The organism is Streptococcus oralis subsp. dentisani (assembly GCF_003944205.1).
In the GTDB taxonomy this organism is placed as follows: domain Bacteria; phylum Bacillota; class Bacilli; order Lactobacillales; family Streptococcaceae; genus Streptococcus; species Streptococcus oralis_BH.
In genome coordinates, this window is the sequence record NZ_RJPH01000002.1 from 92,723 (window position 1) to 119,280 (window position 26,558).

The 26,558-nt window shown below is 41.7% G+C and carries 33 protein-coding genes; 3 read left to right on the forward strand and 30 right to left on the reverse strand.

The annotated features are described in order from the left end of the window. Positions 1-74 precede the first annotated feature (74 nt). On the forward strand, positions 75-1,346 hold the full coding sequence (locus tag D8805_RS02265) for an aminotransferase-like domain-containing protein (RefSeq protein ID WP_125415281.1): 1,272 nt from the start codon (positions 75-77) through the stop codon (positions 1,344-1,346). Positions 1,347-1,366: 20 nt separating this feature from the next. Here the strand turns inward: D8805_RS02265 and D8805_RS02270 are convergent, their stop codons facing one another. The 23 genes from D8805_RS02270 to D8805_RS02380 all read right to left on the reverse strand — a co-directional run bounded on the left by D8805_RS02270 (position 1,367) and on the right by D8805_RS02380 (position 18,791). Continuing rightward, complete coding sequence (locus D8805_RS02270) at positions 1,367-2,182, reverse strand: ABC transporter substrate-binding protein (RefSeq protein WP_125415282.1); 816 nt, start codon at positions 2,180-2,182, stop codon at positions 1,367-1,369. A 157-nt stretch (positions 2,183-2,339) separates the two neighbouring features. Next, positions 2,340-2,993, reverse strand: coding sequence for a phosphate signaling complex protein PhoU (gene phoU, locus D8805_RS02275; RefSeq protein ID WP_125415283.1), 654 nt, complete (start codon positions 2,991-2,993; stop codon positions 2,340-2,342). Between the two features lie 11 nt (positions 2,994-3,004). After that, on the reverse strand, positions 3,005-3,763 hold the full coding sequence (gene pstB / locus D8805_RS02280) for a phosphate ABC transporter ATP-binding protein PstB (RefSeq protein ID WP_001287329.1): 759 nt from the start codon (positions 3,761-3,763) through the stop codon (positions 3,005-3,007). A 12-nt stretch (positions 3,764-3,775) separates the two neighbouring features. After that, positions 3,776-4,579 carry a phosphate ABC transporter ATP-binding protein PstB gene (pstB, locus tag D8805_RS02285; protein ID WP_125415284.1) on the reverse strand — a complete coding sequence of 268 codons (804 nt, stop codon included), beginning with the start codon at positions 4,577-4,579 and terminating at the stop codon, positions 3,776-3,778. A 10-nt stretch (positions 4,580-4,589) separates the two neighbouring features. After that, positions 4,590-5,474, reverse strand: a complete 885-nt coding sequence (pstA, locus tag D8805_RS02290) for a phosphate ABC transporter permease PstA (RefSeq protein WP_000543050.1) — start codon at positions 5,472-5,474, stop codon at positions 4,590-4,592. Next, positions 5,464-6,381, reverse strand: a complete 918-nt coding sequence (pstC, locus tag D8805_RS02295; RefSeq protein ID WP_125415285.1) for a phosphate ABC transporter permease subunit PstC — start codon at positions 6,379-6,381, stop codon at positions 5,464-5,466. Before pstC ends, pstA begins: the two co-directional genes overlap by 11 nt. Next, complete coding sequence (locus D8805_RS02300; RefSeq protein WP_125415286.1) at positions 6,381-7,259, reverse strand: phosphate ABC transporter substrate-binding protein PstS; 879 nt, start codon at positions 7,257-7,259, stop codon at positions 6,381-6,383. The genes pstC and D8805_RS02300 overlap by 1 nt, the downstream gene beginning before the upstream one ends. Before the next feature lie 213 nt (positions 7,260-7,472). Continuing rightward, positions 7,473-8,777 (reverse strand): RsmF rRNA methyltransferase first C-terminal domain-containing protein, encoded by a 1,305-nt coding sequence (locus D8805_RS02305; RefSeq protein WP_125415287.1) that lies wholly within the window; start codon positions 8,775-8,777, stop codon positions 7,473-7,475. After that, positions 8,778-9,551 (reverse strand): inositol monophosphatase family protein, encoded by a 774-nt coding sequence (locus tag D8805_RS02310; protein ID WP_125415288.1) that lies wholly within the window; start codon positions 9,549-9,551, stop codon positions 8,778-8,780. Further along, a complete protein-coding gene (locus tag D8805_RS02315; RefSeq protein ID WP_001041963.1) occupies positions 9,541-9,819 on the reverse strand; it encodes a UPF0223 family protein in 279 nt (92 codons plus the stop codon). Before D8805_RS02315 ends, D8805_RS02310 begins: the two co-directional genes overlap by 11 nt. Beyond that, on the reverse strand, positions 9,820-10,221 hold the full coding sequence (locus D8805_RS02320) for a Spx/MgsR family RNA polymerase-binding regulatory protein (RefSeq protein WP_004246303.1): 402 nt from the start codon (positions 10,219-10,221) through the stop codon (positions 9,820-9,822). It abuts the gene before it with no gap. A gap of 197 nt (positions 10,222-10,418) precedes the next feature. Further along, entirely contained in the window at positions 10,419-11,039 is a 621-nt protein-coding gene (locus D8805_RS02325; RefSeq protein WP_125415289.1) for a TIGR01906 family membrane protein, read from the reverse strand. After that, complete coding sequence (locus tag D8805_RS02330) at positions 11,029-11,802, reverse strand: TIGR01457 family HAD-type hydrolase (protein ID WP_125415290.1); 774 nt, start codon at positions 11,800-11,802, stop codon at positions 11,029-11,031. Before D8805_RS02330 ends, D8805_RS02325 begins: the two co-directional genes overlap by 11 nt. A gap of 10 nt (positions 11,803-11,812) precedes the next feature. Next, positions 11,813-12,550: an acyl-[acyl-carrier-protein] thioesterase gene (locus D8805_RS02335; RefSeq protein ID WP_125415291.1), complete on the reverse strand. Its 738-nt coding sequence runs from the start codon at positions 12,548-12,550 to the stop codon at positions 11,813-11,815. A 4-nt stretch (positions 12,551-12,554) separates the two neighbouring features. Further along, positions 12,555-13,685, reverse strand: coding sequence for a radical SAM family heme chaperone HemW (hemW, locus tag D8805_RS02340; RefSeq protein WP_125415292.1), 1,131 nt, complete (start codon positions 13,683-13,685; stop codon positions 12,555-12,557). A gap of 72 nt (positions 13,686-13,757) precedes the next feature. Beyond that, entirely contained in the window at positions 13,758-14,147 is a 390-nt protein-coding gene (locus D8805_RS02345) for a YtxH domain-containing protein (protein WP_125415293.1), read from the reverse strand. 14 nt (positions 14,148-14,161) lie between these two features. Then, entirely contained in the window at positions 14,162-14,545 is a 384-nt protein-coding gene (locus D8805_RS02350) for a DUF948 domain-containing protein (RefSeq protein WP_000895033.1), read from the reverse strand. Further along, positions 14,546-15,334 carry a prolipoprotein diacylglyceryl transferase gene (lgt, locus tag D8805_RS02355; RefSeq protein ID WP_125415294.1) on the reverse strand — a complete coding sequence of 263 codons (789 nt, stop codon included), beginning with the start codon at positions 15,332-15,334 and terminating at the stop codon, positions 14,546-14,548. Continuing rightward, a complete protein-coding gene (gene hprK, locus D8805_RS02360; RefSeq protein WP_162279178.1) occupies positions 15,327-16,262 on the reverse strand; it encodes an HPr(Ser) kinase/phosphatase in 936 nt (311 codons plus the stop codon). The genes lgt and hprK overlap by 8 nt, the downstream gene beginning before the upstream one ends. A 129-nt stretch (positions 16,263-16,391) precedes the next feature. Continuing rightward, entirely contained in the window at positions 16,392-16,568 is a 177-nt protein-coding gene (rpsU, locus tag D8805_RS02365; RefSeq protein WP_000048054.1) for a 30S ribosomal protein S21, read from the reverse strand. Between the two features lie 156 nt (positions 16,569-16,724). Next, positions 16,725-17,348: a Type 1 glutamine amidotransferase-like domain-containing protein gene (locus D8805_RS02370; protein WP_084972529.1), complete on the reverse strand. Its 624-nt coding sequence runs from the start codon at positions 17,346-17,348 to the stop codon at positions 16,725-16,727. 13 nt (positions 17,349-17,361) lie between these two features. Next, positions 17,362-17,979 carry a class I SAM-dependent methyltransferase gene (locus D8805_RS02375; RefSeq protein WP_084972530.1) on the reverse strand — a complete coding sequence of 206 codons (618 nt, stop codon included), beginning with the start codon at positions 17,977-17,979 and terminating at the stop codon, positions 17,362-17,364. 104 nt (positions 17,980-18,083) lie between these two features. Beyond that, positions 18,084-18,791 carry a glucosamine-6-phosphate deaminase gene (locus D8805_RS02380; RefSeq protein ID WP_045617420.1) on the reverse strand — a complete coding sequence of 236 codons (708 nt, stop codon included), beginning with the start codon at positions 18,789-18,791 and terminating at the stop codon, positions 18,084-18,086. Between the two features lie 150 nt (positions 18,792-18,941). Between D8805_RS02380 and queA the strand changes: the two genes are divergently transcribed. After that, positions 18,942-19,970 carry a tRNA preQ1(34) S-adenosylmethionine ribosyltransferase-isomerase QueA gene (queA, locus tag D8805_RS02385; protein WP_125415393.1) on the forward strand — a complete coding sequence of 343 codons (1,029 nt, stop codon included), beginning with the start codon at positions 18,942-18,944 and terminating at the stop codon, positions 19,968-19,970. 61 nt (positions 19,971-20,031) lie between these two features. Here queA and D8805_RS02390 read toward each other — a convergent pair whose 3' ends face one another. The 7 genes from D8805_RS02390 to D8805_RS02420 all read right to left on the reverse strand — a co-directional run bounded on the left by D8805_RS02390 (position 20,032) and on the right by D8805_RS02420 (position 26,024). Then, positions 20,032-20,739, reverse strand: coding sequence for a B3/B4 domain-containing protein (locus D8805_RS02390; protein ID WP_125415296.1), 708 nt, complete (start codon positions 20,737-20,739; stop codon positions 20,032-20,034). 13 nt (positions 20,740-20,752) lie between these two features. Then, positions 20,753-21,205, reverse strand: coding sequence for a MarR family winged helix-turn-helix transcriptional regulator (locus tag D8805_RS02395; RefSeq protein ID WP_125415297.1), 453 nt, complete (start codon positions 21,203-21,205; stop codon positions 20,753-20,755). Positions 21,206-21,294: 89 nt separating this feature from the next. Next, positions 21,295-22,179 carry a YihY/virulence factor BrkB family protein gene (locus D8805_RS02400; RefSeq protein ID WP_125415298.1) on the reverse strand — a complete coding sequence of 295 codons (885 nt, stop codon included), beginning with the start codon at positions 22,177-22,179 and terminating at the stop codon, positions 21,295-21,297. Positions 22,180-22,213: 34 nt separating this feature from the next. Then, complete coding sequence (locus D8805_RS02405) at positions 22,214-24,268, reverse strand: cation:proton antiporter (protein ID WP_125415299.1); 2,055 nt, start codon at positions 24,266-24,268, stop codon at positions 22,214-22,216. 11 nt (positions 24,269-24,279) lie between these two features. Beyond that, the gene (locus tag D8805_RS02410) at positions 24,280-24,534 is read right to left on the reverse strand and encodes a hypothetical protein (protein ID WP_000361095.1); all 255 of its coding nucleotides are present in this window, start codon (positions 24,532-24,534) and stop codon (positions 24,280-24,282) included. Continuing rightward, positions 24,527-25,084 (reverse strand): tRNA (mnm(5)s(2)U34)-methyltransferase, encoded by a 558-nt coding sequence (locus D8805_RS02415; protein ID WP_185774558.1) that lies wholly within the window; start codon positions 25,082-25,084, stop codon positions 24,527-24,529. The genes D8805_RS02410 and D8805_RS02415 overlap by 8 nt, the downstream gene beginning before the upstream one ends. Further along, a complete protein-coding gene (locus tag D8805_RS02420) occupies positions 25,068-26,024 on the reverse strand; it encodes a TIGR01212 family radical SAM protein (RefSeq protein WP_125415301.1) in 957 nt (318 codons plus the stop codon). Before D8805_RS02420 ends, D8805_RS02415 begins: the two co-directional genes overlap by 17 nt. 91 nt (positions 26,025-26,115) lie before the next feature. Here D8805_RS02420 and D8805_RS02425 point away from each other — a divergent pair, with 91 nt between their 5' ends. Beyond that, positions 26,116-26,481: a DUF3397 family protein gene (locus D8805_RS02425; RefSeq protein ID WP_125415302.1), complete on the forward strand. Its 366-nt coding sequence runs from the start codon at positions 26,116-26,118 to the stop codon at positions 26,479-26,481. Positions 26,482-26,558: the final 77 nt, after the last annotated feature.

Below are 26,558 nucleotides of genomic sequence, written 5' to 3' on the forward strand. Positions count from 1 at the left end.
AAGGGGGAATGCTTTTCCCATTGCAAAGGAGGCAAAAAAAAGGTACAATGTAACAAAATCAACGGAGGTCTGGAATGAAGAAAGAAAGTAAATACCAAGCAGTCGTTTCCTTTCTAAAAAAGGGGATCGAATCAGGAAAATTTCCAACAGGTAGCCGGCTTCCCTCCATCCGTCAACTGAGCCAAAACTTCCACTGTAGCAAGGACACTATCCAACGAGCCCTACTGGAATTACGCCATGAACAATACCTCTATGCCAAACCCCAGAGTGGCTACTATGTTCTAGAACAAGGACAGCACCAAGACTTAGAAATCGAAGTCACTGACGAACATGCCAGTGCCTATGACGACTTCAGACTCTGCGTCAATGAAACACTGATTGGAAGAGAAAACTACCTCTTCAACTACTATGACAACCAAGAAGGCCTTGAGGAACTCAGACAATCTGTCCATCAACTTCTTTTCAACCAAGCCCTCTACTGCAAACCCGATCAACTGGTTCTAACATCTGGCACCCAGCAAGCTCTCTTTATCCTTTCTCAGATTGACTTCCCGAGCAAGGGAGCGGAGATTCTAGTTGAACAGCCGACCTACCACCGAATGAATCGTCTCTTGGTCGCTCAAGGATTAGCCTACCAGACCATTGAACGCCGTATTGATGGCATCAACCTTGAAGAACTGGAAAAACAATTCAAATCTGGGAAAATCAAGTTTTTCTATACCATTCCTCGCTTCCACTATCCCCTAGGTCATTCCTATTCTGATCAGGAAAAAAGGGCTATTCTGGATCTAGCAAACCAGTATGGTGTTTACATCGTAGAGGATGACTATTTAGGGGACCTAGATCCTAGAAAGGGCCAAACCTTCCACTATCTGGATACTGAGGATCGGGTCATTTATATCAAATCCTTCTCAACCAGTCTCTTTCCAGCTCTCCGTATCACAGCTCTCATTCTCCCAAATGCCCTAAAAGAGGCCTTTGTTTCCTACAAAAATATCCTGGACTATGACAGCAATCTCATCATGCAAAAGGCTCTTTCTCTTTACATCGATAGCCAGTTATTTGAAAAAAACCGACTGGCTCGACTGAGCCTTCAAGAGAACTATCAGGCTCGGATTAAGGAAGTGCTTGAAGAAAACATCTGTCCCTTGCCCCACTATCCTCTACATGATGGCCTTCTGCTTGATTTGAGACACTATCCTAAGATTGCCAGTTTGAAACACGGCTCACTCAAACTAGACTTTTTTGAGAAGGCTTATTTGGACGCCTGCCCTTATCAGTTTGCCAAAGTCTCTCTCGAAAATTTAGAAGAGCTATTAGAATACATAAAAGCAGAATTGGATTAAAGTCCAACTCTGCTTTCTTTTTATTGTTCAACTTCTGTTAGTTTCGCTGCCTTTTCAAGATAAGTTTGATAGGTTCCGTCATCTTTCAGTTTTTGGATAACCTTATCTACTACTGTTTTCAAGTCTGATTGATCCTTCTTGATAGCAACGGCATTGGCTTCGCCATCTTTCATTGTCAAGTTAACAGATGCAACGACAAGGTCTGAGTTTTTACCTGCGTAGCTAAGAGCAACTGGTTCATCCATATGAACAGCATCCACTTTTCCAGCCTGCAACTCATTGACTGCTTCCCCCATATTGGTCAAGGATGTCAACTGGGCATTTGGCAATTGTTCCTTGACCATAGTTTCTGGAACAGTTCCCTTTTGAGCTGCGATATTGGCACTTGCGAGGCTTGTAAGATCCTTGTATTTGTCTAAATCGGCTTTTCTAACCAAGAAGCCCATCTTATTTTCATAGTAAGGGATTGAAAAGTCAAAGACTTCCTTTCTCTCATCTGTAGCACTAATACCAGCAATAGCTAAGTCAGCCTTTCCAGTTTGAAGACTGGTCAAGACATTGTCAAAACTCATGCTAGAGATTTCAAGTTTAACTCCAAGTTCATTCGCAATCGCTTGAGCCATATCAATATCTGCACCAACCACTTGGTTTTTACCATCTACCAAGGCTTGGAATTCAAACGGTGCATAGTCTGGACTGGTCGCAACGACTAGCTTTCCTTTTTGTTTAATAGCGTCCACAGCAGACTGGGAACTATCTGTTCCTGACTGGCAAGCTACTAAAATCATGCTGGCAAGCATACTACACACAACTACTATCCATTTCTTAATTTTCATAAATAAACGACCTTTCTGTTATTTCTGAATAATTATAACCTATTTGAAAACACTTGTCAACATTTTCAGAATTTTCATTTCAAAAAATTCCTTTTTATTCAAAAATAAAGACTAATCTGAGTTGATTAGCCTTTTTAGTGAATATTTAATCCGTTTCTTATAGTTCGACGATTTTACCTGTTTCAAAGTAAACAACCCATTCACAGATATTTTTTGCGTAGTCTCCGATTCGTTCCAAGAAGGAAATGACCTGGAAGTAATCACGGCCTGTAACGATGGCTTCAGGATTTTTCCTAATTTCTTCTGTAGCCAAATCACGGATGCTATCAAAGTAATGGTTGATTTTTTCATCCATAGCCGCTACTTCGTAGGCTTGATCCACAGAACCGTTGAGATAGAGATCTAGGGCTGCTTCAACGAAGTTTTTCACGTCGCGTCCCATCTTTTTGATTTCTTCTTCAACAGAAGGGATACGTTGCTCCCCTTTCATACGAATGGTCGCCTCAGCGATAGACACTGCATGATCTCCCATGCGTTCCACGTCTGACACTGCCTTGAGAACGGTCAAGACGATACGAAGGTCTTGCGAAACAGGTTGTTGGAGAGCAATCATTTCAAATGATTTCTTTTCCAACTTCACTTCATATTCATTTACTTCTGCATCGTCTTCGATGACTTCTTTTGCCAAATCACGGTCATGCGTAACAAAGGCACGCACTGTACGATTGATCTGCGAGAGCACTTCCTGTCCCATAGCATAGAACTGGTTGTGCAATTTCTCTAAATCTTCTTCAAATTGAGATCGTAACATCATTCAACTCCTTATCCAAATTTTCCTGTAATATAATCTTCTGTTTCCTTGTTTTGTGGGTCTAGGAACATCTTCTTCGTATCGTTAAACTCGATCAAATCCCCATCTAGGAAAAATCCTGTCTTGTCAGAGATACGAGAGGCTTGTTGCATCGAACGCGTTACCAAGAGCATGGTGTATTTATCCTTCAGACCATACAAGGTTTCCTCAATCTTACCTGCAGAAATAGGATCCAAAGCTGATGTTGGTTCATCTAAGAGGATAATTTTTGGACTGGTTGCTAAGACACGAGCAACACAAACACGTTGTTGTTGTCCACCTGAGAGACCAATGGCCGAATCATGCAAACGATCCTTTACTTCATCCCAGATAGAAGCACGTTGCAAGGCCTTTTCTACTGCTTCATCAAGGACTTGCTTGTCCTTGACTCCATTGATACGTAGCCCATAGACAACATTTTCGTAGATAGACATAGGGAAGGGATTGGGCTGTTGAAAGACCATACCGATTTCCTTACGCAATTCAACCGTATCAGTACGGGGGCTGTAGATATTGTGACCATTATAGACTACTGATCCCGTTGTTGTCACCTCAGGATTTAGATCGCCCATGCGGTTGATGGCCTTGAGTAGGGTGGACTTTCCTGATCCAGAGGGACCAATCAAGGCTGTTATTTCCTTAGGTTGGAAAGAAAGGGAAACACTATTCAAGGCCTTCTTTTTATTGTAATAAACGGACAGGTCTGACACCTGTAAAATCGCTTCTGACATACCGTTTCCTTTCTAACCAAAGTGTCCCGTTACATAGTCATTGGTTGACTGTAACTTAGCATTTTGGAAAATATTGGATGTCTTATCATACTCAATCAAATCACCCAAGTAGAAAAATCCTGTGTAGTCACTTGCACGCGCAGCCTGCTGCATACTGTGGGTAACGATGATGATGGTAAAATCCTTCTTCAATTCCAACATGGTTTCTTCCAGCTGGGCTGTCGCAATCGGATCCAAGGCTGAAGCAGGTTCATCCATCAAGAGGATATCTGGCTTGACAGAGATGGCACGAGCGATACAGAGACGTTGTTGCTGACCACCAGAAAGCATCAAGGCTGATTTGTGGAGGTCGTCTTTGACCTGATCCCAAAGGGCAGCCTGTCGGAGANAGGTTTCTACAATTTCATCAAGTACTTTCTTGTCCTTAACACCTGCACGTTCATGAGCAAAAGTAATGTTGCGGTAAATAGACTTGGCAAATGGATTTGGACGTTGAAAGACCATTCCGATATGCTTGCGCATCTCATAGACATTGATTTCAGGACGATTGACGTCAATTCCTTGGTAAAGGATTTGCCCTGTGACCTTGGCAATATCAATGGTATCATTCATCCGATTGAGACTGCGAAGATAAGTAGATTTCCCTGATCCAGAAGGACCAATCAAGGCTGTAATTTTATTTTTTTTAAATTGCATATCGATGCCCTTGATGGATTCATTTTTACCGTAGTAAACATGTAAATCCTTGGTAGAGAGGGCCACTTTTTCTTCAGGGAAGGTGATGATATGCTTTTCATCCCAGTTATATTTTGACATGGCTTCTCCTTTAGGCAGCGGTTAATTTCTTGTGTAAATAGCTTCCGAGTTTGCGTGCTCCAAAGTTAAAAATCAAGATAAAGATGAGGAGCACGGCAGCAGAACCAGCTGATACGATGGTAGCATCAGGAATGGTTCCTTCGCTATTGACCTTCCAGATGTGGACAGCCAAGGTTTCTGCTTGACGGAAGATTGAGATAGGACTGGTAACACTGAGGATATTCCAGTTAGACCAGTCAAGTGCTGGAGCGGATTGTCCTGCCGTATAGATAAGAGCGGCGGCCTCACCAAAGATACGGCCAGATGCCAAGACAACACCCGTTACGATACCTGGAAGAGCTTCTGGAATGACGACATGGACCACAGTCTCCCAACGAGAAATTCCAAGGGCCAGACCAGCCTCACGTTGCGTATGGTGAACGTGTTTTAAACTGTCCTCAACATTTCGAGTCATCTGAGGGAGGTTAAAGACCGTCAAGGCCAAGGCACCTGAAATGATTGAAAATCCATACTCAAACTGGACTACAAAGATCAAGTAACCAAAGAGACCCACAACAACTGATGGTAGAGAAGACAAAATCTCAATACAGGTACGAATAAAATTGGTCACAGGTCCTTTTTTGGCATACTCAGCGAGGAAAACGCCAGCTCCCATAGACAGGGGAACAGAAATGATCAAGGTAATGACCAAAAGGAAGAAGGAATTGTAGAGCTGAATCCCGATACCCCCACCTGCTTGATAAGAGGAGGATTTCCCTGTCAAGAAGGACCAAGAGATATGTGGTAACCCTCTCACCAAGATATAGAGAATCAAGGATGCCAAGATGGCAACGATGATACCCGCGATGGTATAGAGGACAGCTGTTGCAAGTTTATCTAATTTCTTAGCGTGCATAGTTTTTCTTTCCTCTTTCTTTCGCAATCAATTTAATCACACTGTTAAAGGCCAAACTCATCAAGAGCAAGACTAAGGCCAGTGACCAGAGAACGTTATTATCAACCGTTCCCATGACGGTATTTCCGATACCCATAGTCAATACAGATGTCAAGGTCGCAGCTGGTGTTGTTAACGAGGTTGGGATAACTGCTGAGTTTCCGACCACCATCTGAATAGCAAGGGCTTCACCGAAGGCACGCGCCATCCCAAAGACCACTGCAGTGAAAATACCTGAACGCGCTGCTTTCAAGGTCACACGCCAGATGGTTTGCCAACGAGTGGCTCCCATAGCTAAACTAGCTTCACGGTAATGACGAGGAACAGCACGCAAGCTGTCTGTTGTCATAAAGGTTACAGTTGNTAGGATCATGACAAAGAGAACGAAAATCCCTGACAAGATCCCAAAACCAGTTCCACCAAAGACGCTACGAACAAAAGGCACCACAACTTGCAAACCGATAAATCCATAGACGACTGAGGGAATACCAACGAGAAGTTCAATAGCCGGTTGCAAGATTTTTGCACCCTTTGGTGAAACTTCTGTCATAAAGACTGCAGCACCGATAGCAAAGGGTGTTGCGATGAGGGCCGATAAAATCGTCACAATAAAGGAACCTAAAATCATCGGAAGGGCACCAAATTGTTTCCCTGAAGGATTCCAAGTTTGTCCAAAGAGGAAATCAAAGATGTTCACTCCATTGACAAAGAAGGTCGATAAGCCTTTTTGGGCTACAAAAATCAAAATCATGGCCACAATGATGACAATCAAAGAAAGGCAGGTGAAGGTCAAACCTTTACCAAACTTCTCAAGACGAGAGTTCTTTGAAGGAGAGAGTAATTTTTTTGATAATTCTTCTTGATTCATTATTGACCTCCTTCTACTGCTGTAACGGTACCTGAAGCATCCTTTTGGACTTTCATTTCATTGATAGAGATATAGCCCATGCCCTTAACAATTCCATTTTGGGCTTCATCTGAGAGGACGAAATTCAGGAATTCAGCAGCTAACTCATTTGGCTGACCAAGTGTGTACATATGTTCATAAGACCACAAAGGCCAGTTGTTGGTCGTTACATTTTCAGACGTAGGCTCATAACCATTGAGCTTCATGGTCTTGACCGAGTCATCTACATAAGCAAAGGCAAGATAAGAAATGGCTCCAGGGGTTTGGGAGACAATCGACTTGACCATCCCGTTAGAATCCTGCTCTTGGCTCTGCATTGCAGCCTGACCATTCATTACGACATTGTCAAAGGTTGCTCGTGAACCAGAACTTGCCGCTCGGTTGATGATCGAAATAGCTAAGTCTTTGCCCCCAACTTCTTTCCAGTTGGTCACTTCACCTGTAAAGATTTTGCGAAGTTGCTCGGTTGTGAGATTTTCAACAGCCACTTCTTTGTTCACAATCACTGCAAGACCAGCCACTGCAACCTTGTGGTCTACTAGGGCTGAAGCATCGATTCCTTCTTTTTCCTCTGCAAAGACGTCAGAGTTCCCGATGTCAACTGCTCCAGACTGGACTTGGGAAAGTCCTGTACCCGATCCTCCACCTTGAACATTAACTGTTTTTCCGATATTTTTTGAACCAAATTCGTCTGCTGCGGCTTCGACCAGAGGCTGAAGGGCAGTTGAACCGACGGCTGTCATGGTTTCTCCACGATCAATCCAGCTTGCACATCCGGCTAGAAAACCTACAAGCAAAAGAGTCGCAAGAGATAGGACGAGCTTTTTTCTTTTTTTCACTGTTTTTCTCCTTGAACATAATGATGAATGTTCTGATTTCTTTCTGTTCCTATCACGTCAATCAGTGATGATAAGATTTCGTTTACGATTTATAGGCTGGAAGCCCCCTTGAGGACCAGTCAGTTCATCACATAATATAAGTAAAAATGAAAGGCTATCAGAAAAAACTCATACTTCCAATATAACATAGAATAAGCTCTTTGACTAGCTTTTTCACCTGAATCTGAGCCCTTTTGGATAATAATTTTTTAAAACATTTCCTGTTACCTTGGCAAAGCCTAATCCGTTTCCATGAACAAGGACTTGATACCAGCCATTTGATAGACTTTCAGCTAGCTGAACTGTCTCCCCAGCCACATATTTGACAAAGTCCTCATCCTTGATTTCGACTGTTTGCAAAACTTGACTTGGTTTTAAGGCTAATCCCAGAGCAAAGCTTGGTTCGAAGCGTTTCTTCTTAAAAGTACCCAGATGGAGGCCATTTCTAGCAATTTTGAGTTTCCCTAGATCAGGTAGCATCTCTGGCAAGAGATAAAGTTGGTCTCCAAAAGTTTGCAAGATACCAGCTAGATTGACCCGCAAGTGTTTTTGGGCAAATTCTTGCCACAAGTTCTGCTGTTCGCGACTTAGATTGGTCTTGCTGGCTTTGAATTTAGATGCCGGATTTTGTCCCTTAAACTGCAGGTGGGCAACAAACTGACCTTCTCCCTTGAAATGATGAGGGTACATCCGAGCCGTTTCAGGAAGATCAATTCCTGCTACCATGCCATTTACATGATCAACTGGAAGCAGTTCAAAATCATAAGTATCCAGCAACCAGTGGACGATTTCTTCATTTTCCTCAGGTGCCCAAGTACAGGTCGAATAGACCAAACGACCACCTTCTGCAAGCATGGTCACGGCATCTTCTAAAATTTCCCTTTGGAGACTGGCACATTGACTAGGATATTCGGTACTCCAATAATCCATGGCATCTGGCTGCTTACGGAACATCCCTTCACCCGAGCAAGGTGCATCAAGGACAATCACATCAAAATAACCTTTAAAGACCTTGGCTAAGCGGTCAGCAGATTCATTGGTTACGACAACATTTGTCGCTCCAAATCGCTCCATATTTTCCACTAAAATCTTAGCACGCTTACTTGAAATTTCGTTGGAGACAAGGACTCCTTGATTAGCCAGATAAGCTGCTAGTTGAGTGGATTTTCCACCTGGTGCTGCCGCCAAGTCTAAGACCTTCATACCAGGACTTGGTTGAGCCACCTGGGCCACCATTTGGGCTGCAGGCTCTTGCGAATAAACGAGACCGGTCACATGCTCTGGTGACTTTCCAGAAACCTTACCATAATACCCCCAAGGTGTATGGGGAATAGCATCTGCAAACGATAACTGACTTTCTTTTAAGGGATTGACCCGAAAAGCCGAAACTGCTTCTTGTTTAAAAGAGGCAAGAAAGTCTCTTGCCTCGTCTTCTAGTATCGCTTCATATTTTTCAACAAATCCTTCTGGAAATTGCATTTAGTTCTCTTTCCTTTCGTAGATATAAGACTGAATCTCTTCTTGCATCTCGATTGGCACCATCATGACAGGCTGACGCGTTTTAAAATCAGCGGGCTCACCCGATACCGTAAGAAGGCGATAACCCAGACTTTCCCCTAAGATACTGGCCGAAGCGTAATCCCATGGCTGCAGATAGGTAATATAAGTCAGAAGACGACCTGATAAAACCTTGGCAAAACTAATGGCCGCACTGCCGTAGACACGGACACCCAACGCTGCTCGACCCAAATCACCCAATCCCCACTCATTGCTTTCAAACATACCTGAGTTGCCGGCAACTAAAAATTCTTGAAGAGGTTTCTTTTTAAAAGGCGGTAAGGGCTCATTATTGCGGCAAGGAGGAAAGGCACCACCACCATGGTAACAATCACCTTTCATGACATCATAGATGATGCCAAATTTGCCAACCCCATTTTCAAAATAAGCCAACATCACGGCAAAATCTTCCTTTTGGGCGACAAAGTTATTAGTGCCGTCAATGGGATCAATCACCCAGACGGAACCTTGACCGACTGCAGCACGTAAACAGCCCTCTTCCGCGCAAATCAAGTCTTCTGGATAAGATGCCAAAATTCTCTGAACTAAGAGATCCTGAACCTCCTTATCCAAACGCGTCACCAAGTCTGTAGGTGAAGACTTTCGCTCGACCTGCAAATCTTCTTGCATGTGAGCCAAAATGTACTCAGCAGCTTCCTGCACAATCTGCTTGGCAAATTCAAATTTAGTTTCCAAGAGAAATCTTCCCTTCTCTTTTTTCTTTTGCTAATTGAACTGCATGATAGAAGGAATAACCGCTAGCCGTCTCAAATTCACGACCTAGGCGCTTTTCTTCGCTTTTGCTTGGAACCACAGACTTAAATTTCTTGTAGGAATCTAGTAGCTTTTTTGCTTCTACCTTGTCTTCATAGGCAGCTTCAACATCATTAAAAAAAGAAAGCACTGAAGCAAGTTCTTCAGTGCTCCACGACAAATCTAGTGGGTAACTATACTGTTTGTTCATCTATCCTATACCAGCTCTCAATGTTGCTTCTTTCAATTCTTGTTTACGGTAACTACGAGGGAGAAAAGCACGAATCTCATCTTCATTAAAACCGATCTGCATGCGTTTGGTATCAATAATAATTGGGCGACGCAAAAGACTAGGATATTGCTCAATCAACTGAAGCAACTCCGATACCGAAATACTCTCTACATCAATATCCAATTTTTGGAAAATTTTTGAACGAGTTGAAATGATGTCATCAGTACCATTTTCGGTCAAGGAAAGAATATGTTGTAATTCTTTTCTTGTTAAAGGACTGGTCATAATATTGTGCTCCTCAAAAGGAACTTTATGCGTCTCTAACCAGGCCTTTGCCTTACGACATGATGTACAGCTCGGTGATAAAAATAGTGTAATCATGCTTTTCTCTTCTTTATCTATACTTTGCTATTCTTATTATACAAAAAAATAAAGCGCTTGACTAGCAATTTCTAGAAAAAAGCCTATTTTTTTCTAGAAAAATAGACTGTATGCGAACGAATTACTCAATTCCAATGAAGTTAATTCACTCCTCGTAAGAATTTTTAACTTCATCACTGTTTTATCAATGCAACACATTAAAGTATTCTACGACTTTTCAAATAAAGGAAGCCAAAGAAACTTTCATAGAGTCCAAAGAAGAGAAGGAAAGCATGGAGGAAGAAGGTCTCTGGTAAAATCAGAATAACTCGATCCTTTGCTGGATCAAAAAGCCAAGTATCATCTCCTACAAAGAGAATCTGATGGAAAAGCGTAAAAAATTGCTCGAACCCAATCAACACTCCCACAAGTCCAATGACCAAAGGTAAAACTAATAAAGTCAGGATACTTTTACGATAGAGTGCTAGGAAGCCTTTTTTTACAATATTTTTAACAAAGAAATAGAAACTTGGCAGTGTCACCAACGTGACTAGCTGAACCAAGTGAAAGAGGTTCTTCACCACCGCAAAGTGGTGCAGACCTGCTACTGACGAACGAAAATCAGGCATCTCTAAGACCTGACTAAAGGGATTGGTCAGGTAATTCATCAAAATTTGAAAGTTGTACTGAATGGTTTCGGATTTTAGATAGACTCGATCCGCTAAGTTCAGCCACTGAATCTCCAAAGGATAGAAAATCCAAGCCAGATAAATAGTCAGTAGGATAGAAAGGGAGAGGAGAAAGAGCATACTTCCCCAAAAGGTCAGTTTAGTTTTCATCAAAATTCCACTCCGCAAGGCTAGAAACTACATGAGTTGGTGCGATAGGCAGATCAGCCACTTCTTCTGCTTTGGTGAAACCTGTTGTCACTAAAAGCGTCGGAATACCATTATCAATCCCTGCTCGGATATCTGTCAGGTAGTTGTCTCCAACCATGAGCAAGTCTTCTCTTTTCAAACCTAAGTGCTCAACTGCCTTATCCATAATGATAGCATTCGGTTTCCCAATGTAAACTGGTTTTACCCGAGTTGCCACTTCAAGAAGGGTTATCAATGAACCAGCACCAGGCAAAAGGCCACGTTCCGTCGGAATATTGAGGTCTGGATTAGTTCCGATAAAATGAGCACCTTTTTGAATAGCTAGTGTAGCTGTCGCAAATTTTTCATAGTCGACTTGCCAGTCCAGTCCAACTACCACATAGGCAGGATTTTCCTTGTCTTCGACATAACCAGCCGCCTGAATGGCATCCTTGAGCCCTGCTTCACCGATGACATAGACTGTCTTTTCCAGTCCCAAGTCATTCATATAGTCAATGGTTGCTAGAGTTGCCGTGTAGACAGTTGAAAGAGGCGTGTCGATATTAAAATTCTGAGCCAACATCTCTTGAACGCTCTCAGGAGTTCGAGTTGTATTATTAGTCACAAAGAGATAGGGAATTTCTCGCTTTTGCAATTCATGCACAAAAGCCTCACCCGCGGGAATTCGGTCTTTCCCCTTGTAAATGGTTCCGTCTAAATCAATTAAATAACCTTTATAAGCCATATAGTCCTTTCTAATTGCCTTCAATTTCTTGCCATGTAATCATAGCTTGGGCATTGATCTCGCCATCACTGATGATCTGATGCTTGCTTTCTAGTCCCTTGAGTTCATATGCTGAAGCAATCATACCACCTGGTCGCACTTCTTTGACATATTTGAGATTGATTTCCTTTGGAATATACTTGGTCAAAAAGTCTGCTCCCATGACCTCAAAAATCCAGTCTAGGTATTTACTATTATTAACATGACCATTCATATCCAAGTCGTAAAAACGAACATGGTAGCCTTTACTGATTGGATCTTCTAGATTTGCGTACTTTGGCCCACGGATCAGTTTTTTATCAAACTCAGACTGGTAAGGAGCAACAATCTCCGGTTCGACAGCATGGACTTTCCGACTGTCTCTGTCCATGAGAACAAAGGTTGCTACCATGCGAATGATTTCTTGGCCTGCTTCATCGTAGAGGGTGAAGCGACGATAGCAAAAGAGACGATTATAGCTCAAAGCTTCCGTTTCAATCGTAATCTCCTCAGCAAAGCGAGGCAAGCGAACCACGTCAATCGCATAGTCTGTAATAATCCAGACCAGATTGTAACGTTCTAACATATCCTTGTCGCTAACTCCCAATTCAATCGACTGCATACCTGATACTTGCAGGGACAGCAAAATCACATCTGGAAGTTTGATATGACCGTTCATGTCCGCCATATCAAAAGGAATTTTCATTTTCATTTGATAAGTTAAGCCCATTGTTCTACTCCAAAATAAATCGTTCTGCTACAGTGTCTCCTAAAAAGAGACCTCTCTTTGTCATTCGGACACGATCTCCATCTATCTGCATGAGGCCTTGTTGAACCAAGTCTCTGATGATTTCGCCATAAAGTCCATCAAAGGACCGTCCAAATTTTTCCTCAAATCGTGTCATGGAAACCCCGGATTTTTTCCGGAGTCCTAGGAACATTTCTTCTTCCATCTGCTCCCTTTGACTCAGGTGTTCTTCTGTAATCCGAGCATTCCCTGCCTCTACTGCATTGAGATAGTGGCGGATAGGACCGTGGTTTTTATAACGCACCCCGTCCACATAACCTGAAGCACCCGCACCGATACCATAATACTCGGCATTGTCCCAGTACATGAGATTGTGGCGACTTTCAAATCCGGGTTTAGAGAAATTGGAAATCTCATAATGCTCAAAACCAGCTCGCTCCAGTTCTGCGATGATGTACTCAAACATCTCCGCTTCCAGTTCCTCCTTGGGCAGGGGCAATTTCCCACGTCTCATGCGGTTCATAAAGACCGTATGGTTTTCCAAAATCAAGCTATAAAGGCTCATATGAGGAATATCAAGCGAGATAGCCTTAGCTACATTGTCCTTGACCTGAGCCATAGTTTGACCAGGTAGAGCGTAGATTAGGTCGATGGAGATATTGTCAAAACCGGCCAGTTTGAGGCGGTCGATATTCTCATAAATATCCTTCTCCAAGTGACTACGCCCAATCTTTTTCAGCATTTTGTCATCAAAAGTCTGCACACCCAAGGAAACACGATTGACTGGCGACTGTTTCAAAACCGCAATCTTATCCGCGTCCAAATCGCCTGGGTTGGCCTCAATGGTCAACTCTTCCAAGACAGACAAGTCTAGATTTTTAGTCAAGCCATCCAAGAGCACCTCTAATTGCGGAGCTGACAAAGCCGTTGGCGTCCCACCTCCAATGTAGAGGGTTCGCAACTTTTGGATATCATAAGAACGAAACTCTTCTAGCAAATGCTCCAGATAACTATCTACTGGCTGATTTTTAATAAAAACTTTTGAAAAGTCACAATAATAACAAATCTGTGTGCAAAAGGGGATATGCACATAGGCTGACGTTGGTTTTTTCTGCATAGTATTTATTATACCACAAAGACTGGTTGTAGATAAAAATCACCATCTCCAAAAATCAGAGATGGTTATACCTTATACTTCAGTAATATCGATGATGATTTCTTCTTCGTCTTCTGAGACATCAGACTGTTCTTGCCACTGCTCCTTGAGATTGTTAAAGGTTTCCTTTGACGCTTCTGTTGCTTGTCGAGCACATGTTTTGGCTTGGTCAAGGACACTATCAAAAGTGATTTCACCAGATTCTACTTGTTCCTTTGTTTTCAGCACAAAGTCCCTTGCCTGTTCCTTCACTTCAGTTAGTTTCTCACAAACCTGCTCTCTAGCATATTCTGGATCTTCTCTCAAATCATCTAGAAAATCCTGAGCTTGACTACAAACTTGCTTGCCCTTGTCACTCGTCAAAAACAAAGCAAGAGCTGCACCTGAAACAGTTCCTAAAAGGATTGAGGATAGTTTTCCCATAAGATTCTCCTTTTTTATTTTTTGAAAAATTTACTTGCGACACGGAGTGCAGATAATCCTGCACCTGTCTTAATGGTCTTTGAACCAGCTGATGAGGCTTTTTTACCTAAGACACGCGCATGTTGGTTGAGGTCAGATACTGATTCTGACAAGTCCGCTACAGCTGTAAAGAGTGGATCAATCGTCGCAACTTTGATATTGATATCGTCTGCCAACACATTGACCTTAACCAACAATTCATTGGTCTGATGCAAGGTAACGTTCACATCTGAGCTCAATGTTTTGATGGTTTTCTCTGTCTCATCAATCATACGACCTGCTTTTTGAATCGTGATTGTCAAATAGACTAAACAGACAATCAAAGCAATGGCAACAAGAATATAAGCAACTTCTAACATTTAGTTTTCCTCCTCAGTATGATAGAAAGGGGCTTTCTTTCGATTTTGATAAAGTATGATGTAAACACCTAGTCCAATGAGGACAACTGATAACCATTGGGACACCCGCAGTCCAAAGAACATAAGACTATCCGTCCGCATCCCTTCGATGATCATACGGCCAAAGCCATACCAAATCAAGTAGAAAGCAGTGATATGACCGCGTCTGATTCCCTTCAATTTTCTTCTAAAAATTAGAATCAAAGCAAATCCAATTAGATTCCAAACCGACTCATATAGGAAGGTAGGCTGACGGTAGCTACCATCAATGTACATCTGGTCACGGATGAAGCCCGGCAAATAATCCAGACTATCTACCGCTGCACCGTAGGCTTCTTGGTTAAAGAAGTTCCCCCAGCGTCCTAAACTCTGGGCAATCATGACGCTCGGTGCTGCAATATCTAAGAAATCCCAAGTATTAATCAGCTTTCTATCTGCAAAGATATAAAGAACAATAGCCCCTGCTATCAAACCTCCATAAATGGCCAAACCACCATTCCAGATGGCAATGATTTCACCTGGATTTTGCAGATAATAATCTAAGCGAAAGAGTACGTAGTATAGTCTAGCACCTAAAATAGCAACTGGAAAAGCAATCAGGATAAAATCCAAAATATCATCTGATAGAATTTTCTTTTTAGGAGCTTCTTTCATGGCAAGGTAGACAGCCAAGACCAATCCAGCCACAATACACAAAGCATACCAACGAATAGCAAAGGGACCAATTTCAAATGCGACTGGATTAATCATCTTTCACCTCATTTTGAGCGATTAGATTTGTCAAGCGTTCTTCAAATAAACGCGTCGCATCAAAGCCCATTTCCTTAGCGCGATAGTTCATAGCTGCTGCCTCAATAACAACTGAGATATTGCGTCCTGTTTTTACTGGGATACGAATACGTGGAATAGTCACACCAGAAACTTCTAATTCTTCGGCATTGTTTCCTAGACGATCAAAAGTCTTTTGGGTATCGTAATTTTCCAAATAGACTGCCAGCTGAACTTGTGAAGAATCTTTTACAGCGCTTGCTCCGTAGAGACTCATCACATCGATAATCCCCACTCCACGAATCTCAAGCAAATGCTTCAAAATTTCAGCGGGCTCTCCCCAAAGGGTCATTTCATCCTTAGCAAAGATATCCACACGGTCATCTGCTACCAAACGGTGTCCGCGTTTCACAAGCTCGAGACCCGTCTCACTCTTACCGATACCACTATCCCCTTGGATCAAGACACCCATGCCATAAATGTCCATCAAGACACCATGTACACTAGTCCGTTCAGCTAAACGGGAATCAAGGTAGCTAGATAACTCTCCCGACAAGCGACTAGTGGCTGTACGACTGGTTAAAATGGCAATCTTACATTCCCTAGCAGCTCTCAACATCTCCTCTGGAATCACCAAACCACGCGCAACAATGACCGCTGGCGTTTTCGGTTGAAACATCTTGGTCAAGACTTTATAACGGTTGTGAGAAGACATAGCGACCAGATAAGACCACTCCTTCATCCCCAACAGTTGAAGTCGCTCTGGAGTATAGTAATCAAAATAGCCTGTCATTTCAAGACCTGGTCGAGAAATGTCCGCTGTGTTGATTTCTTTTTCAAGCAATTCGCCCTCGCCGTATACAATGTCTAGTCTGAGTTTTTCAATGACTTCTCTTACTAAAACTGACATAATTTCCTCCTTCAATCGAGTTCTCCCTACTATTATATCAAATTGTAGTTGGAAGTTTCCTTTTTTTGCAAGATTTACAGTATTTATTTAAAAGAAAAAGACTAGACAAGTCTAGCCTTTCATTTCTAATTAGAATTTTTTACGTTTACGAGCTGCTTCTGATTTACGTTTACGTTTTACAGAAGGTTTTTCATAGAATTCACGTTTGCGTGTTTCTTGAAGAGTACCAGCTTTAGTAACCGCACGTTTGAAACGACGAAGTGCATCGTCAAGAGATTCATTCTTACGTACTACTGTTTTAGACATTTTTTTCACTCCCTTCAAGTTCAAGATTTATTCCATTTTACACGCAAAATGAATATTTGTCAAGGGAAAACTGCCATAAACTTATATTATCTTCCCTTTTCTTTTTAAAAGGGACAACGTATTAGAATAGATGTCATAATAGCGAAAAAAATTATTTTAATCCTGTTCAGAAACAACTTTTATTTCTTTATCATTTACAATAACAGCTTGTGAATTGTTCATTCGCATTAAGTCGAGCTGATTTTTATAGGTTTCAAAGGTCTTCTTGCTACTATCAGTAAAAGGCTCCTCACCATAATGTGGAAGGATGTAAAACTCCACTTCATCCAATCCCGTTGTATCCGATAACTCTTTCGCTACCGTCTTGTCGTCCATGAGCTTATTGTAGTCAATATCCTTGGCGGTAATGATAGCCCCTGCTGATTCTCCCACATAGATCAGCCCATCTCTTATTTGTTCTTTGATAAGAGATAGGAGTTGTTTTTTCTTTAATTCTTGTAATAAATAAAATGTATTCCCGCCAGAGATATAAAGAATTTTGCTTTGGAAAATCTTTGCCTGTGCAGTTTCTCGATCACAAGAAGCGATATCTAAAACCTCTATCTCAAATCCTAAATCTTTGAATGTTTGCTGAGCCTCATCGATATAGGCAGTATAATCCTCTTTGTTCCCAGCGGTAGGAATAAATAAAACCTTGTTTTCTAGATTCTTTTCCTTTCCATAATCGCTAAAAAGATTTTTAACTCCAGCAAAGTATGAACATAAAAATAACTGTTTCATGATTGTACCTCCATTAATTTTTAACAATTTTATAAAGGATCCATGATCCCTTTCTTTGACTAGTTACGAGCTCAAACCCTACTGATAACAAGAATCGTCTAAATGCTTCTTCGCTTTGAACCTTTGGTAAAAAGTAAGACAACTTGTTATATTCACAAGCCAGTAAGAGCATCCCGTCTGATTTGAGTATTCTTCGAAGTTCCATAAAAGAAGCCTCTAGATCCTGCCAATGAAAATGTGTTTGAAAAGCTGTAATCAAATCAAAACTTTCATCAGAAAAGCCTGTCTCCCTAACGTCTCTTCGTTCAAAATTTAGATTAGTTATCTCTACCTGTTTGGCTTGAGCTATTGCAGTATCTGAAATATCGATTCCAGTTATGGTACTTTGCGGAAAAGTTTCTTTCAGCAAGATGGTTGAACGACCATTCCCAACTCCTACATCTAAGATTACAGGGTAAAATGTTCTATCCAGATGACGAATTGCCCATACAAACATGGGGAGATAGGCTCGATTCCACAATTTCATCATTCGTTTTCCTAGAAAGCCTGAAGGATTCTTTGATTGCTGAATTAAGCGACTAAACAGAAACATTAAAAGTAAAAAACAAATAAAACCGATTATATAAATCAAAGTTTGGGCCTCCCCGTATAGCTATATTATACCACTTTAGCAGGATAGTGAATATTTGAAGTAAAAAGCCACTCACTCCAAAGAGCAAGTGGTTCGTGTAATTTTTATTTTTCAAGCAGGCTGAGCGCTTCTGCATCAGCGATAATGGTCACATCAGGGTGGTTTTGTAGACTGCTTGCTGGGAGATTCTCAGTCACTGGGCCTGATACTGTGCCAGCAATGGCCTCTGCTTTAGACTCACCGTAAGCAAAGAGAATAATTGACTTAGCATCCAAGATATTTTTAATTCCCATTGAAATGGCTTGAGTTGGAACATCTTCAATCTTGTCAAAGAAGCGAGCATTGGCTTCGATTGTAGACTGGTCAAGCTCTACTAGATGCGTTTGACTGTCAAATGGAGTACCAGGCTCATTAAAGCCGATATGTCCATTGCGACCAATTCCCAAGATTTGTAAATCAACAGGATGGTCAGCCAAAATTTGATTGTAGCGTTCAACTTCTTCTTCAGCATTGTCCTTAATCCCACGAGGCAAGAAGCTTTCTTTAAATGGTTTTTGGTTGAATAAGTGTTCTTGCATAAAGTGACGGTAAGACTGAGGATTGTCTCCGTCAAGTCCCACATACTCATCAAGGTTGACACTGGTTAGATTTGAAAAATCAAGGTCACTCTCAACGATTTCCTTGTAAAACTCAAGTGGACTGCTCCCTGTCGCAAGTCCTAATGTTTGAGCGCCATTGGCCAATTTTTCCTTCAAAATCTCAAAAGCTACTTTTCCACCTTCGACTTGATTTTCAACTTTAATGACTTTCATCTTTTCATCCTCCGTTTTAATCTATATTTATTATATGGTATAGACCAATTTTTGTCAAGTGAAAACGATTTAATTTCTAAAAAAAGAGCGCCCAAACTTGAAACGTGTTATAATGGATAAGATTAGAACTTAGAAAGAATGATGAAAAAAATGAATACAGCTGATTTTGATTTCCACTTGCCTGAGGAATTGATTGCCCAAACGCCACTTGAAAAACGAGATGCCTCCAAGCTTCTCATCGTAAACCGTGAGACGGGAGAAATGCAGGATAAACACTTCCACTCCATTATTGATATGCTGGAACCTGGAGATGCACTCGTTATGAATGACACCCGCGTTCTTCCTGCCCGCCTCTATGGCCAAAAAGAAAAGACAGGAGGCCATGTGGAACTTCTCCTACTCAAAAATACTAGTGGTGATGAGTGGGAAGTTCTGGCTAAACCTGCCAAACGCCTCAAGGTTGGCACTCGTGTCAACTTTGGCGATGGTCGCCTCAGCGCTGTCGTTACGGAAGAATTGACCCACGGAGGCCGCATTGTCCGCTTCGAATACCAAGGAATTTTTCTAGAAGTCTTGGAAAGTCTAGGTGAAATGCCACTACCACCCTACATCCATGAAAAACTGGATGACCGTGAACGTTATCAAACCGTCTACGCTAAGGAAAGTGGCTCTGCTGCAGCACCGACTGCTGGCCTCCACTTCACCAGAGAACTGCTAGCAGAAATCCAAGCCAAGGGTGTCCATTTGGTTTATTTGACTCTCCACGTTGGTTTAGGAACTTTTAGACCTGTTTCTGTGGACAATCTGGACGAACACGAAATGCACTCAGAGTTCTACCAACTTTCTGATGAAGCCGCAGCCACCCTTCGCTCTGTCAAGGAAAATGGAGGTCGTGTTATCGCTGTTGGAACTACTTCGATCCGCACACTGGAAACCATCGGTTCCAAGTTTGATGGGCAAATCCAAGCAGATTCTGGCTGGACCAATATCTTTATCAAACCAGGTTACCAATGGAAGGTTGTCGATGCTTTTTCAACCAACTTCCATCTGCCAAAATCAACTCTCGTCATGTTGGTTTCTGCCTTTGCAGGCCGTGACTTGGTCCTAGATGCTTACCAGCACGCTATTCAAGAACGCTACCGTTTCTTTAGTTTTGGTGATGCCATGTTTATCTATTAAAAATAGCTCCGTCATTTCTTTAGGATAGTTTATTCCTAAGAGATGACAGGGCTATTTCTGTTTAAAGTGTAATTTCTGGGAACTCAGAAGTTAAATGAATCAGTTTGCCTTGAACACCAAAGTAGTCCTTTACCAAGTCCTGTAATTCTTCCATGGCAGCCCGAGCACGTCTTGCCTGTTCAGCATTGATCGCTTCAATCACTAAGACAGCATCCTTTGTCTCTTCCGTCAACATGGTTCTCTGTGCCTCTCTCCAGTTGAGACAACGACAAACCGCTCCCTCATCATCATAATAGATCAGCTCTTCTGGAAGTGCAGGAGCATCGTTTTCAGCTCCTAGTGGAAAGAAAGGTTCTCCTCCCTTGGCCTGACCAAGATGAAGATTGCCTACAATCTTGTTCACATCCTCGCCACCACAGGGAACGGCATAAGATAGAGAGACACTATTATAGATGTCTACTAAGGGATTGATGGGATTAAACTCCCTTCCCTGACTGATCCTTTTAAGCAGAGCTTCTATAGAGGAGCGTGCTCCCTTTTTCGTTTTGAACTTGCTGAAAGCCTGACGCCATTCTTGAATAACATCATTCTGAGTAAAATTCTCATCCGAAATGAAATCCTCAGCTCGTTTAGCTCCCTTATCTAGCAAGGTTTTGAAATAGGGATCCTTGCTTTCATCAACTGTATTATCTAATCCCTTTACTACTAAAACGCTAATCTGTGCTTCTGGAAACAAGCTCCAAAATTCATTTTCAACGATAACTTTCATCTTTCACCTCTTATTATAAATAATTTCTTTTCTGGCCTTTTTTGACCATATCCCAATCACTTGTAATATTTTTTCTAACCCGAATTAGTAGGCTCTCCAGTTCCCTGGCCTCTTCCCTAGAAAATCCTTTTAGGGCAGAATTCTCTGAATAGTGATGTTCAGCAAGGATAAAAGGATAAAGTGCATCTCCTTTTTCAGTGACAAACCACTCTTTATTTTTCCGATTTGTACTGGTCATTCCTTGTTTTATTAACCCCTTTTCTTCCAGTTTTTTTACTGAACGAGCAACTGTCGAACGGTCAACCTTCAGTAAATCCGACAAGGCTTCTTGAATGATTCCTGGATTCTCCTTGATTCGTACTAAATAAAGGTATTGCCCACGAGCTAGTTCAATATCACGAAACTCAATATTAGCAATAGAATCTAGGGCACGGGCTATAACTCCGATTTCGCGTAATAACGACATGTTTCCTCCTCTCGCATCTATGATGATAGAATAGCACATTTTTATTGCAAATGCAACAAAAAGACACTTTGTTTTCAAAGCGTCTTTTTTTATTCTTCATTTTTTAAAAAGAATGTGTTATCACGAAACTTTGGATCTTTTAAACTCTGTACACTGGCATTGATAACTGCTCCGATAATCAAAATCTTTGCAATGAGAATAAACCAGAACATCATCACCACCACGATAATGGAGCTGAAAAATCGGACGTCGACTAGATGGTTGACATAGTTATTGAAATAGACAGAAAAAATATTCAAAAGAAAGACAAGAGTCAGCAAAACAAAGATACTACCAGGAAAAACGTAGCGAATACGAGGAACTCTGACATTTGGAAGGAAATAGTAGAGCATGACCAAGATGGCAAAGAGCAAGGCATAAATCAAAGGGCCTGTAAAGTCCTGTAGGTAATCAAAGAAAGGACTGTCTGATTGCCAGTAAGTTTTGAGCAGGTTGAGCAACATACGCCCAAACATACTCAAAAATAAGGCTAGGGCAAAAAGAATTTGCAAGCCAAAGCTGACGAGTAAACTCATCAATTGATGGGAGATAATACCTCGGCTCTTGGCCACTCCATAGGCCTTATTAAAAGCTTTTTGGAGGAAATCCATTGATTTCGAGAAGGTCCAAAGGGCAGACAAGACTGCAAAACTCAGCAAACCAGTCGATGGTTGAGTCAAGACTTCTCGGGCAATCTTTGCGACCACATCATAGACCGTATCCGGCACAAATTCCTTGATGGTGAGCAAAAAATTTGAAATCGGAATTTGAAAATAGGGCAAAATATTGACCACTATCATCAGCAAGGGGAAGATTGAAACCAACCAATAGTAGGCAACCGCAACACTGGTCAACTCACTATCAGATGCTTGATAATAATGCAAAAAAGCTTTCAACAAGGGCCGTTCCATCAGCTCTTTCCACCACTTTTTCATGTTCCATCCTCCTAATACAAGTTGATTTTCTAAACTAATTTCTTCTGACTAATTCCATCATATCATAGGGTAGGGTATTTGCGGCTTCTTTTAGAGAATAATTCTCAAGATTGTTGACATTTTGCCGTAATTTCTTGGCATACTTAGCCGTAATCAATTTCTTCTCTTCGTATTCAAAGATTAACTTACGTTCTAGGTAGTAACCTCTTAGCATTTCATCGATATTGTTTGGTTTAATACGATTGATAACACGTTCGACAAAGGCACCACTTCCGATAATGGCCGTCTCGCGCAGACGAGACTCTTGCATAAAACTAATCAGAGAACTCTTGTAAACCCCCTTGAGGTTTTCCAAACTTTCGATAATCAACTCCGTATTTTCCAGATAGAGTTCAGATATTTGATCATAATCAATAGCTCGAAGGCGACGTTGCTCCTTGTCATTCCAACTACGAAAGGTTTGGCCAAAGGTCAGCAATTCATGCAGGAGAAAACGCAAGATACGGAGCGACACAAGGAAGTAATATGTTAGGCGAGAAGCCACCTTGCGATTGATACTCTGCTCCATATTTTTCAGATAGCGTTGATAAACTTGATAACCACGCTCACCGATTTTCCCTTCCTCGTAAGCCTGCTCCAAACCATCGCTTTCGATACTCAAGATGAGGAGTTTTAAAGCCTCCCAATCCTCTTGAGCTCTCTTATTTTCCTGACTAAGGATGAGGTTTTCAATCCGACCATGGTAATTGTCAATAGCTGCATACAGAGGAAGTTTGTTCTTGTGATGGTCTAGCTCTTTTTCTAATTCTGTAGCTACATCATTCAAAATCGCTATATGCATCAAGTGATCCTTGCTTTCCTCTTGTTCCTCAGATAAGTGAGGGAGAACCAGCAAACCCGTTAAAAAGCTCAATAGTGTAACGCCTGCTACAAGGAAGAGCAACAGAGGATATTCCTGCTCTAAATGACTTGGTATGAGGAGAATGGTCGCGATAGATACTGTCCCTTTAACACCAGAGAAGGTTAAAAGAAGCATATCTTTCATGTACTTATGAATTTTTTTCTTAAGTCGACGCGTCCTCACAAAGTAAAAACCAGCAATCATGACAAAGCGGATCGCAAAGAGCAAGAAGGTCAGCACGACAACTGAAAGCAGTAAAAGAAAGGGATTGTAGAGAGAATTAGACAGAATCGGCTCTGCAATCAACTCTAATTCCATTCCCAAGATGACAAAGACAGAACCATTGAGCATAAAGGTCACGGTATGCCAAACCGTATCTGTAACAGTATCTACCTGAGCTTCGAGGAGCGTGATTTTTTTGAAACGACTGGCCTTCAAAATCCCTGCAACTACAACTGCGATAATCCCTGAAACATGGATTTCTTCAGCGATAAAGAAGGTCATGAGAGGCAAACTCAGTTCAAGCAAGAGTTCACTCGCTATATCAGTCGCTCGCACACTCAGTAAAAATGTATGCAAGAAACGATTGATCATTGCCGTCACAAAACCGACTGCAAAACCACCAAGGATCGAAAGCGCTAGGGATGTTCCAGCCTGACTGAGGGAAAAAGCGCCAGTTGTCCATGCAGCCAGTGCCACCCGAAAGGCTACCAAGCCCGAAGCATCATTTAGAAGTCCTTCTCCTTTGAGAATATTGGATACCCGTTTTGGAAAACGAAAACGCTCAGAAAGAGACGCAAAGGCAACCAAATCTGTTGGCCCAAGTGCCGCTCCAACTGCTAAACAGGCAGCCAAAGGAAGACTGATCCAAAGGAAGTGAGCCATGCCCCCCAAGCTTAAGGTCGAGACAAAAATCACAGGAAAAATCAGAAAGACAACAATCCGCCAGTGCTTCAAAATGGACGTAATATCGGCTTCTTCTGCCTCTCGGAAAAGTAAGGGGCCAATAACTATGGCAAGAAACAGCTCTGTATTGAGATGAAAGTCAGTATTGGGCAAAAAAAGACCAATGCCAAGCCCCAAAAGGATTTGTACAAGGGGGAGGGGCAAAAAAGGCAAAAGTTTATTGGTCGTAGTTGAAACGATTAAGACTAATAAAAATAGAATCAGGTAAATTAGTAGTGTCATCTAGACCCTCCTTAGTCTTTTTTACAACAAAATTCAAACATCTCCTTCTGCTCTTGGATCTTCTGATCAATCTTGGAACAGTCTTTGTGCTCAATTTTTTTCTGACATCGTTCCATTTCAAGAGCCACTAATTTTTTCTTGATTTTAAGCATTTTCTTGCTCATATGTGCTTCGTCGAGCACTCCGACTGCTCGCTCGTGATGCGTTGACTCGACAAAATTTTGGCGCATTGCCTCAAGCTTCTCACGAAGGTATTGTTTATCCATGTCTATATCTTTCTAATTTTTCAATCATAACTAAAAACGGAGGATTGTTGACTTGGTTGAGGGTTCGATAAATGGCCGCTGTATACTCTTGTTGGTTCAACTGGCTAACAAAATCCAATACAGCATCCCTCTCAGTATCTCCTCCTTCATGACCATAGTAGATCATGATCGCAATCCGTCCCCCTTTGACAAGCAACTGACACAGTTTTTCTAATGCTTCAATGGTAGTCTGAGGTTGGGTGATAACGGATTTGTCAGCAGAAGGCAAATAACCCAGATTAAAAATCCCTGCCTTAGCTTCTGTCACAAATTGATCAAGTGTCTCGTGACCTTGCAAGATTAACTGGGCATTTGTCATTCCAGCCTGATCCAAACGCTCTTGTGTATTCTCCAAAGCCTGCTCCTGGATATCAAAGGCATAGACTTGCTTGGCTAGCTTGGCTAAAAAAAGGGTATCATGGCCATTGCCCATGGTTGCATCCACTACGATATCATTCTGAGTCACAACCTCAGCCAAAAAATCATGTGCCATCTCAAGTGGTCTTTTCATTTTCAAACTCCTGTTTTACAACCTTGCATCCTTGAACACTTCCGCGGCGTCTCATTTCAGTTTCAATAGCATTTAGTACTTCCCATTTATTGAGGCTCCACATGGGACCTATCAACCTATCTCTAGGCGCATCTCCCGTGATTCGGTGGATGACGATATGCTTGGGAATGATTTCCAGTTGGTCACAAATCACCTTGACATACTCATCCTGACTCATCAGTTGCAAACGTCCTTCGTGATAATCTCGCTGCATCCGTGTATTGGTCATGAGGTGAAGCAAGTGCAGTTTAATTCCTTGAATATCATTGTCCGTAACACAGCGACGAACATTTTCAACCATCATCTCATGAGTTTCCCCAGGCAGCCCGTTGATCAAATGGGAAACAATCTCAATCTTGGGATATTTCCTCAAGCGCTTGACCGTTTCCACGTACAATTCATAAGAATGGGCACGGTTAATCAGGTCAGAGGTTGCTTCATAAGTGGTCTGCAGGCCCAATTCTACCGTCACATGCATGCGTTCCGACAACTCAGCCAAATATTCGATGGTTTCATCGGGTAAACAGTCTGGCCGTGTTCCGATATTGATCCCTACTACACCTGGCTCGTTGATAGCCTGCTCATATCGCTCCCGAATCACTTCCACCTTTTCATGGGTGTTGGTAAAGTTTTGGAAATAAACTAGATACTTCTGAACATCTGGCCATTTGCGATGCATAAAGTCAATTTCCTTATAAAATTGCTCACGGATAGGGGCATCCGGTGCCACGATGGCATCTCCAGAACCAGAAACCGTACAAAAGGTACAGCCCCCATGAGCCACAGTTCCATCGCGATTAGGACAGTCAAAACCCGCATCGATAGGAACTTTGAAAGTCTTTTCTCCAAAAAGTTTTCGATAATAATCATTCAAGGTATTATAAGATTTCATAACTTTCATTATAACAAAAAACACCCACAATCTCAAAAGCTTGACTTTCCTACAAATTCCCTTATTTCTCATTTCCTTTAGCGGTTTTTTATGATACAATATGGGTATGATTTTAATGAAAATAGCAGCTACTTTATTGTTGGTATTAACCCTCGTGGTCTCCATCATTGTAACAAAACTTTTTAAACTGAAAAAACTAGGACTGAATTTTGCGGATTTAGCCTTTCCACTTTTGGTATTTGAGTATTATCTTATCACTGCTAAAGTCTTTATCCACAACTTTTTACCGCGACTTGGTGTTGCACTTTCTCTCCTAGCCATCCTCCTAGTAGTCTTTTTCCTCGTCAAAAAACGAAGTTTTTATTATCCTAAATTCATCAAATTCTTCTGGAGAGCAGGTTTTCTCCTTACCTTAGTCCTCTATATCGCTATGATTGTAGAGTTAATCATGCTCACACCCCAATAAATCCCTAGAACAACTGATTCTAGGGATTTTAATTTATGTGTCAGCCAACCCAGATACTTAACAAAGGGCCAGCATTC

Excerpts from the sequence above, each read along its gene's own strand:
- D8805_RS02265 (WP_125415281.1), top strand. The coding sequence starts at position 75 with ATGAAGAAAGAAAGTAAATACCAAGCAGTCGTTTCCTTTCTAAAAAAG.
- D8805_RS02270 (WP_125415282.1), bottom strand. The coding sequence starts at position 2,182 with ATGAAAATTAAGAAATGGATAGTAGTTGTGTGTAGTATGCTTGCCAGC.
- phoU (WP_125415283.1), bottom strand. The coding sequence starts at position 2,993 with ATGTTACGATCTCAATTTGAAGAAGATTTAGAGAAATTGCACAACCAG.
- pstB (WP_001287329.1), bottom strand. The coding sequence starts at position 3,763 with ATGTCAGAAGCGATTTTACAGGTGTCAGACCTGTCCGTTTATTACAAT.
- pstA (WP_000543050.1), bottom strand. The coding sequence starts at position 5,474 with ATGCACGCTAAGAAATTAGATAAACTTGCAACAGCTGTCCTCTATACC.
- D8805_RS02305 (WP_125415287.1), bottom strand. The coding sequence starts at position 8,777 with ATGCAATTTCCAGAAGGATTTGTTGAAAAATATGAAGCGATACTAGAA.
- D8805_RS02315 (WP_001041963.1), bottom strand. The coding sequence starts at position 9,819 with ATGAACAAACAGTATAGTTACCCACTAGATTTGTCGTGGAGCACTGAA.
- D8805_RS02320 (WP_004246303.1), bottom strand. The coding sequence starts at position 10,221 with ATGATTACACTATTTTTATCACCGAGCTGTACATCATGTCGTAAGGCA.
- D8805_RS02325 (WP_125415289.1), bottom strand. The coding sequence starts at position 11,039 with ATGAAAACTAAACTGACCTTTTGGGGAAGTATGCTCTTTCTCCTCTCC.
- D8805_RS02330 (WP_125415290.1), bottom strand. The coding sequence starts at position 11,802 with ATGGCTTATAAAGGTTATTTAATTGATTTAGACGGAACCATTTACAAG.
- D8805_RS02335 (WP_125415291.1), bottom strand. The coding sequence starts at position 12,550 with ATGGGCTTAACTTATCAAATGAAAATGAAAATTCCTTTTGATATGGCG.
- hemW (WP_125415292.1), bottom strand. The coding sequence starts at position 13,685 with ATGCAGAAAAAACCAACGTCAGCCTATGTGCATATCCCCTTTTGCACA.
- D8805_RS02345 (WP_125415293.1), bottom strand. The coding sequence starts at position 14,147 with ATGGGAAAACTATCCTCAATCCTTTTAGGAACTGTTTCAGGTGCAGCT.
- D8805_RS02350 (WP_000895033.1), bottom strand. The coding sequence starts at position 14,545 with ATGTTAGAAGTTGCTTATATTCTTGTTGCCATTGCTTTGATTGTCTGT.
- lgt (WP_125415294.1), bottom strand. The coding sequence starts at position 15,334 with ATGATTAATCCAGTCGCATTTGAAATTGGTCCCTTTGCTATTCGTTGG.
- hprK (WP_162279178.1), bottom strand. The coding sequence starts at position 16,262 with ATGTCAGTTTTAGTAAGAGAAGTCATTGAAAAACTCAGACTAGACATT.
- rpsU (WP_000048054.1), bottom strand. The coding sequence starts at position 16,568 with ATGTCTAAAACAGTAGTACGTAAGAATGAATCTCTTGACGATGCACTT.
- D8805_RS02370 (WP_084972529.1), bottom strand. The coding sequence starts at position 17,348 with ATGAAACAGTTATTTTTATGTTCATACTTTGCTGGAGTTAAAAATCTT.
- D8805_RS02380 (WP_045617420.1), bottom strand. The coding sequence starts at position 18,791 with ATGAAAGTCATTAAAGTTGAAAATCAAGTCGAAGGTGGAAAAGTAGCT.
- queA (WP_125415393.1), top strand. The coding sequence starts at position 18,942 with ATGAATACAGCTGATTTTGATTTCCACTTGCCTGAGGAATTGATTGCC.
- D8805_RS02390 (WP_125415296.1), bottom strand. The coding sequence starts at position 20,739 with ATGAAAGTTATCGTTGAAAATGAATTTTGGAGCTTGTTTCCAGAAGCA.
- D8805_RS02395 (WP_125415297.1), bottom strand. The coding sequence starts at position 21,205 with ATGTCGTTATTACGCGAAATCGGAGTTATAGCCCGTGCCCTAGATTCT.
- D8805_RS02400 (WP_125415298.1), bottom strand. The coding sequence starts at position 22,179 with ATGAAAAAGTGGTGGAAAGAGCTGATGGAACGGCCCTTGTTGAAAGCT.
- D8805_RS02405 (WP_125415299.1), bottom strand. The coding sequence starts at position 24,268 with ATGACACTACTAATTTACCTGATTCTATTTTTATTAGTCTTAATCGTT.
- D8805_RS02410 (WP_000361095.1), bottom strand. The coding sequence starts at position 24,534 with ATGGATAAACAATACCTTCGTGAGAAGCTTGAGGCAATGCGCCAAAAT.
- D8805_RS02415 (WP_185774558.1), bottom strand. The coding sequence starts at position 25,084 with ATGAAAAGACCACTTGAGATGGCACATGATTTTTTGGCTGAGGTTGTG.
- D8805_RS02420 (WP_125415301.1), bottom strand. The coding sequence starts at position 26,024 with ATGAAAGTTATGAAATCTTATAATACCTTGAATGATTATTATCGAAAA.
- D8805_RS02425 (WP_125415302.1), top strand. The coding sequence starts at position 26,116 with ATGGGTATGATTTTAATGAAAATAGCAGCTACTTTATTGTTGGTATTA.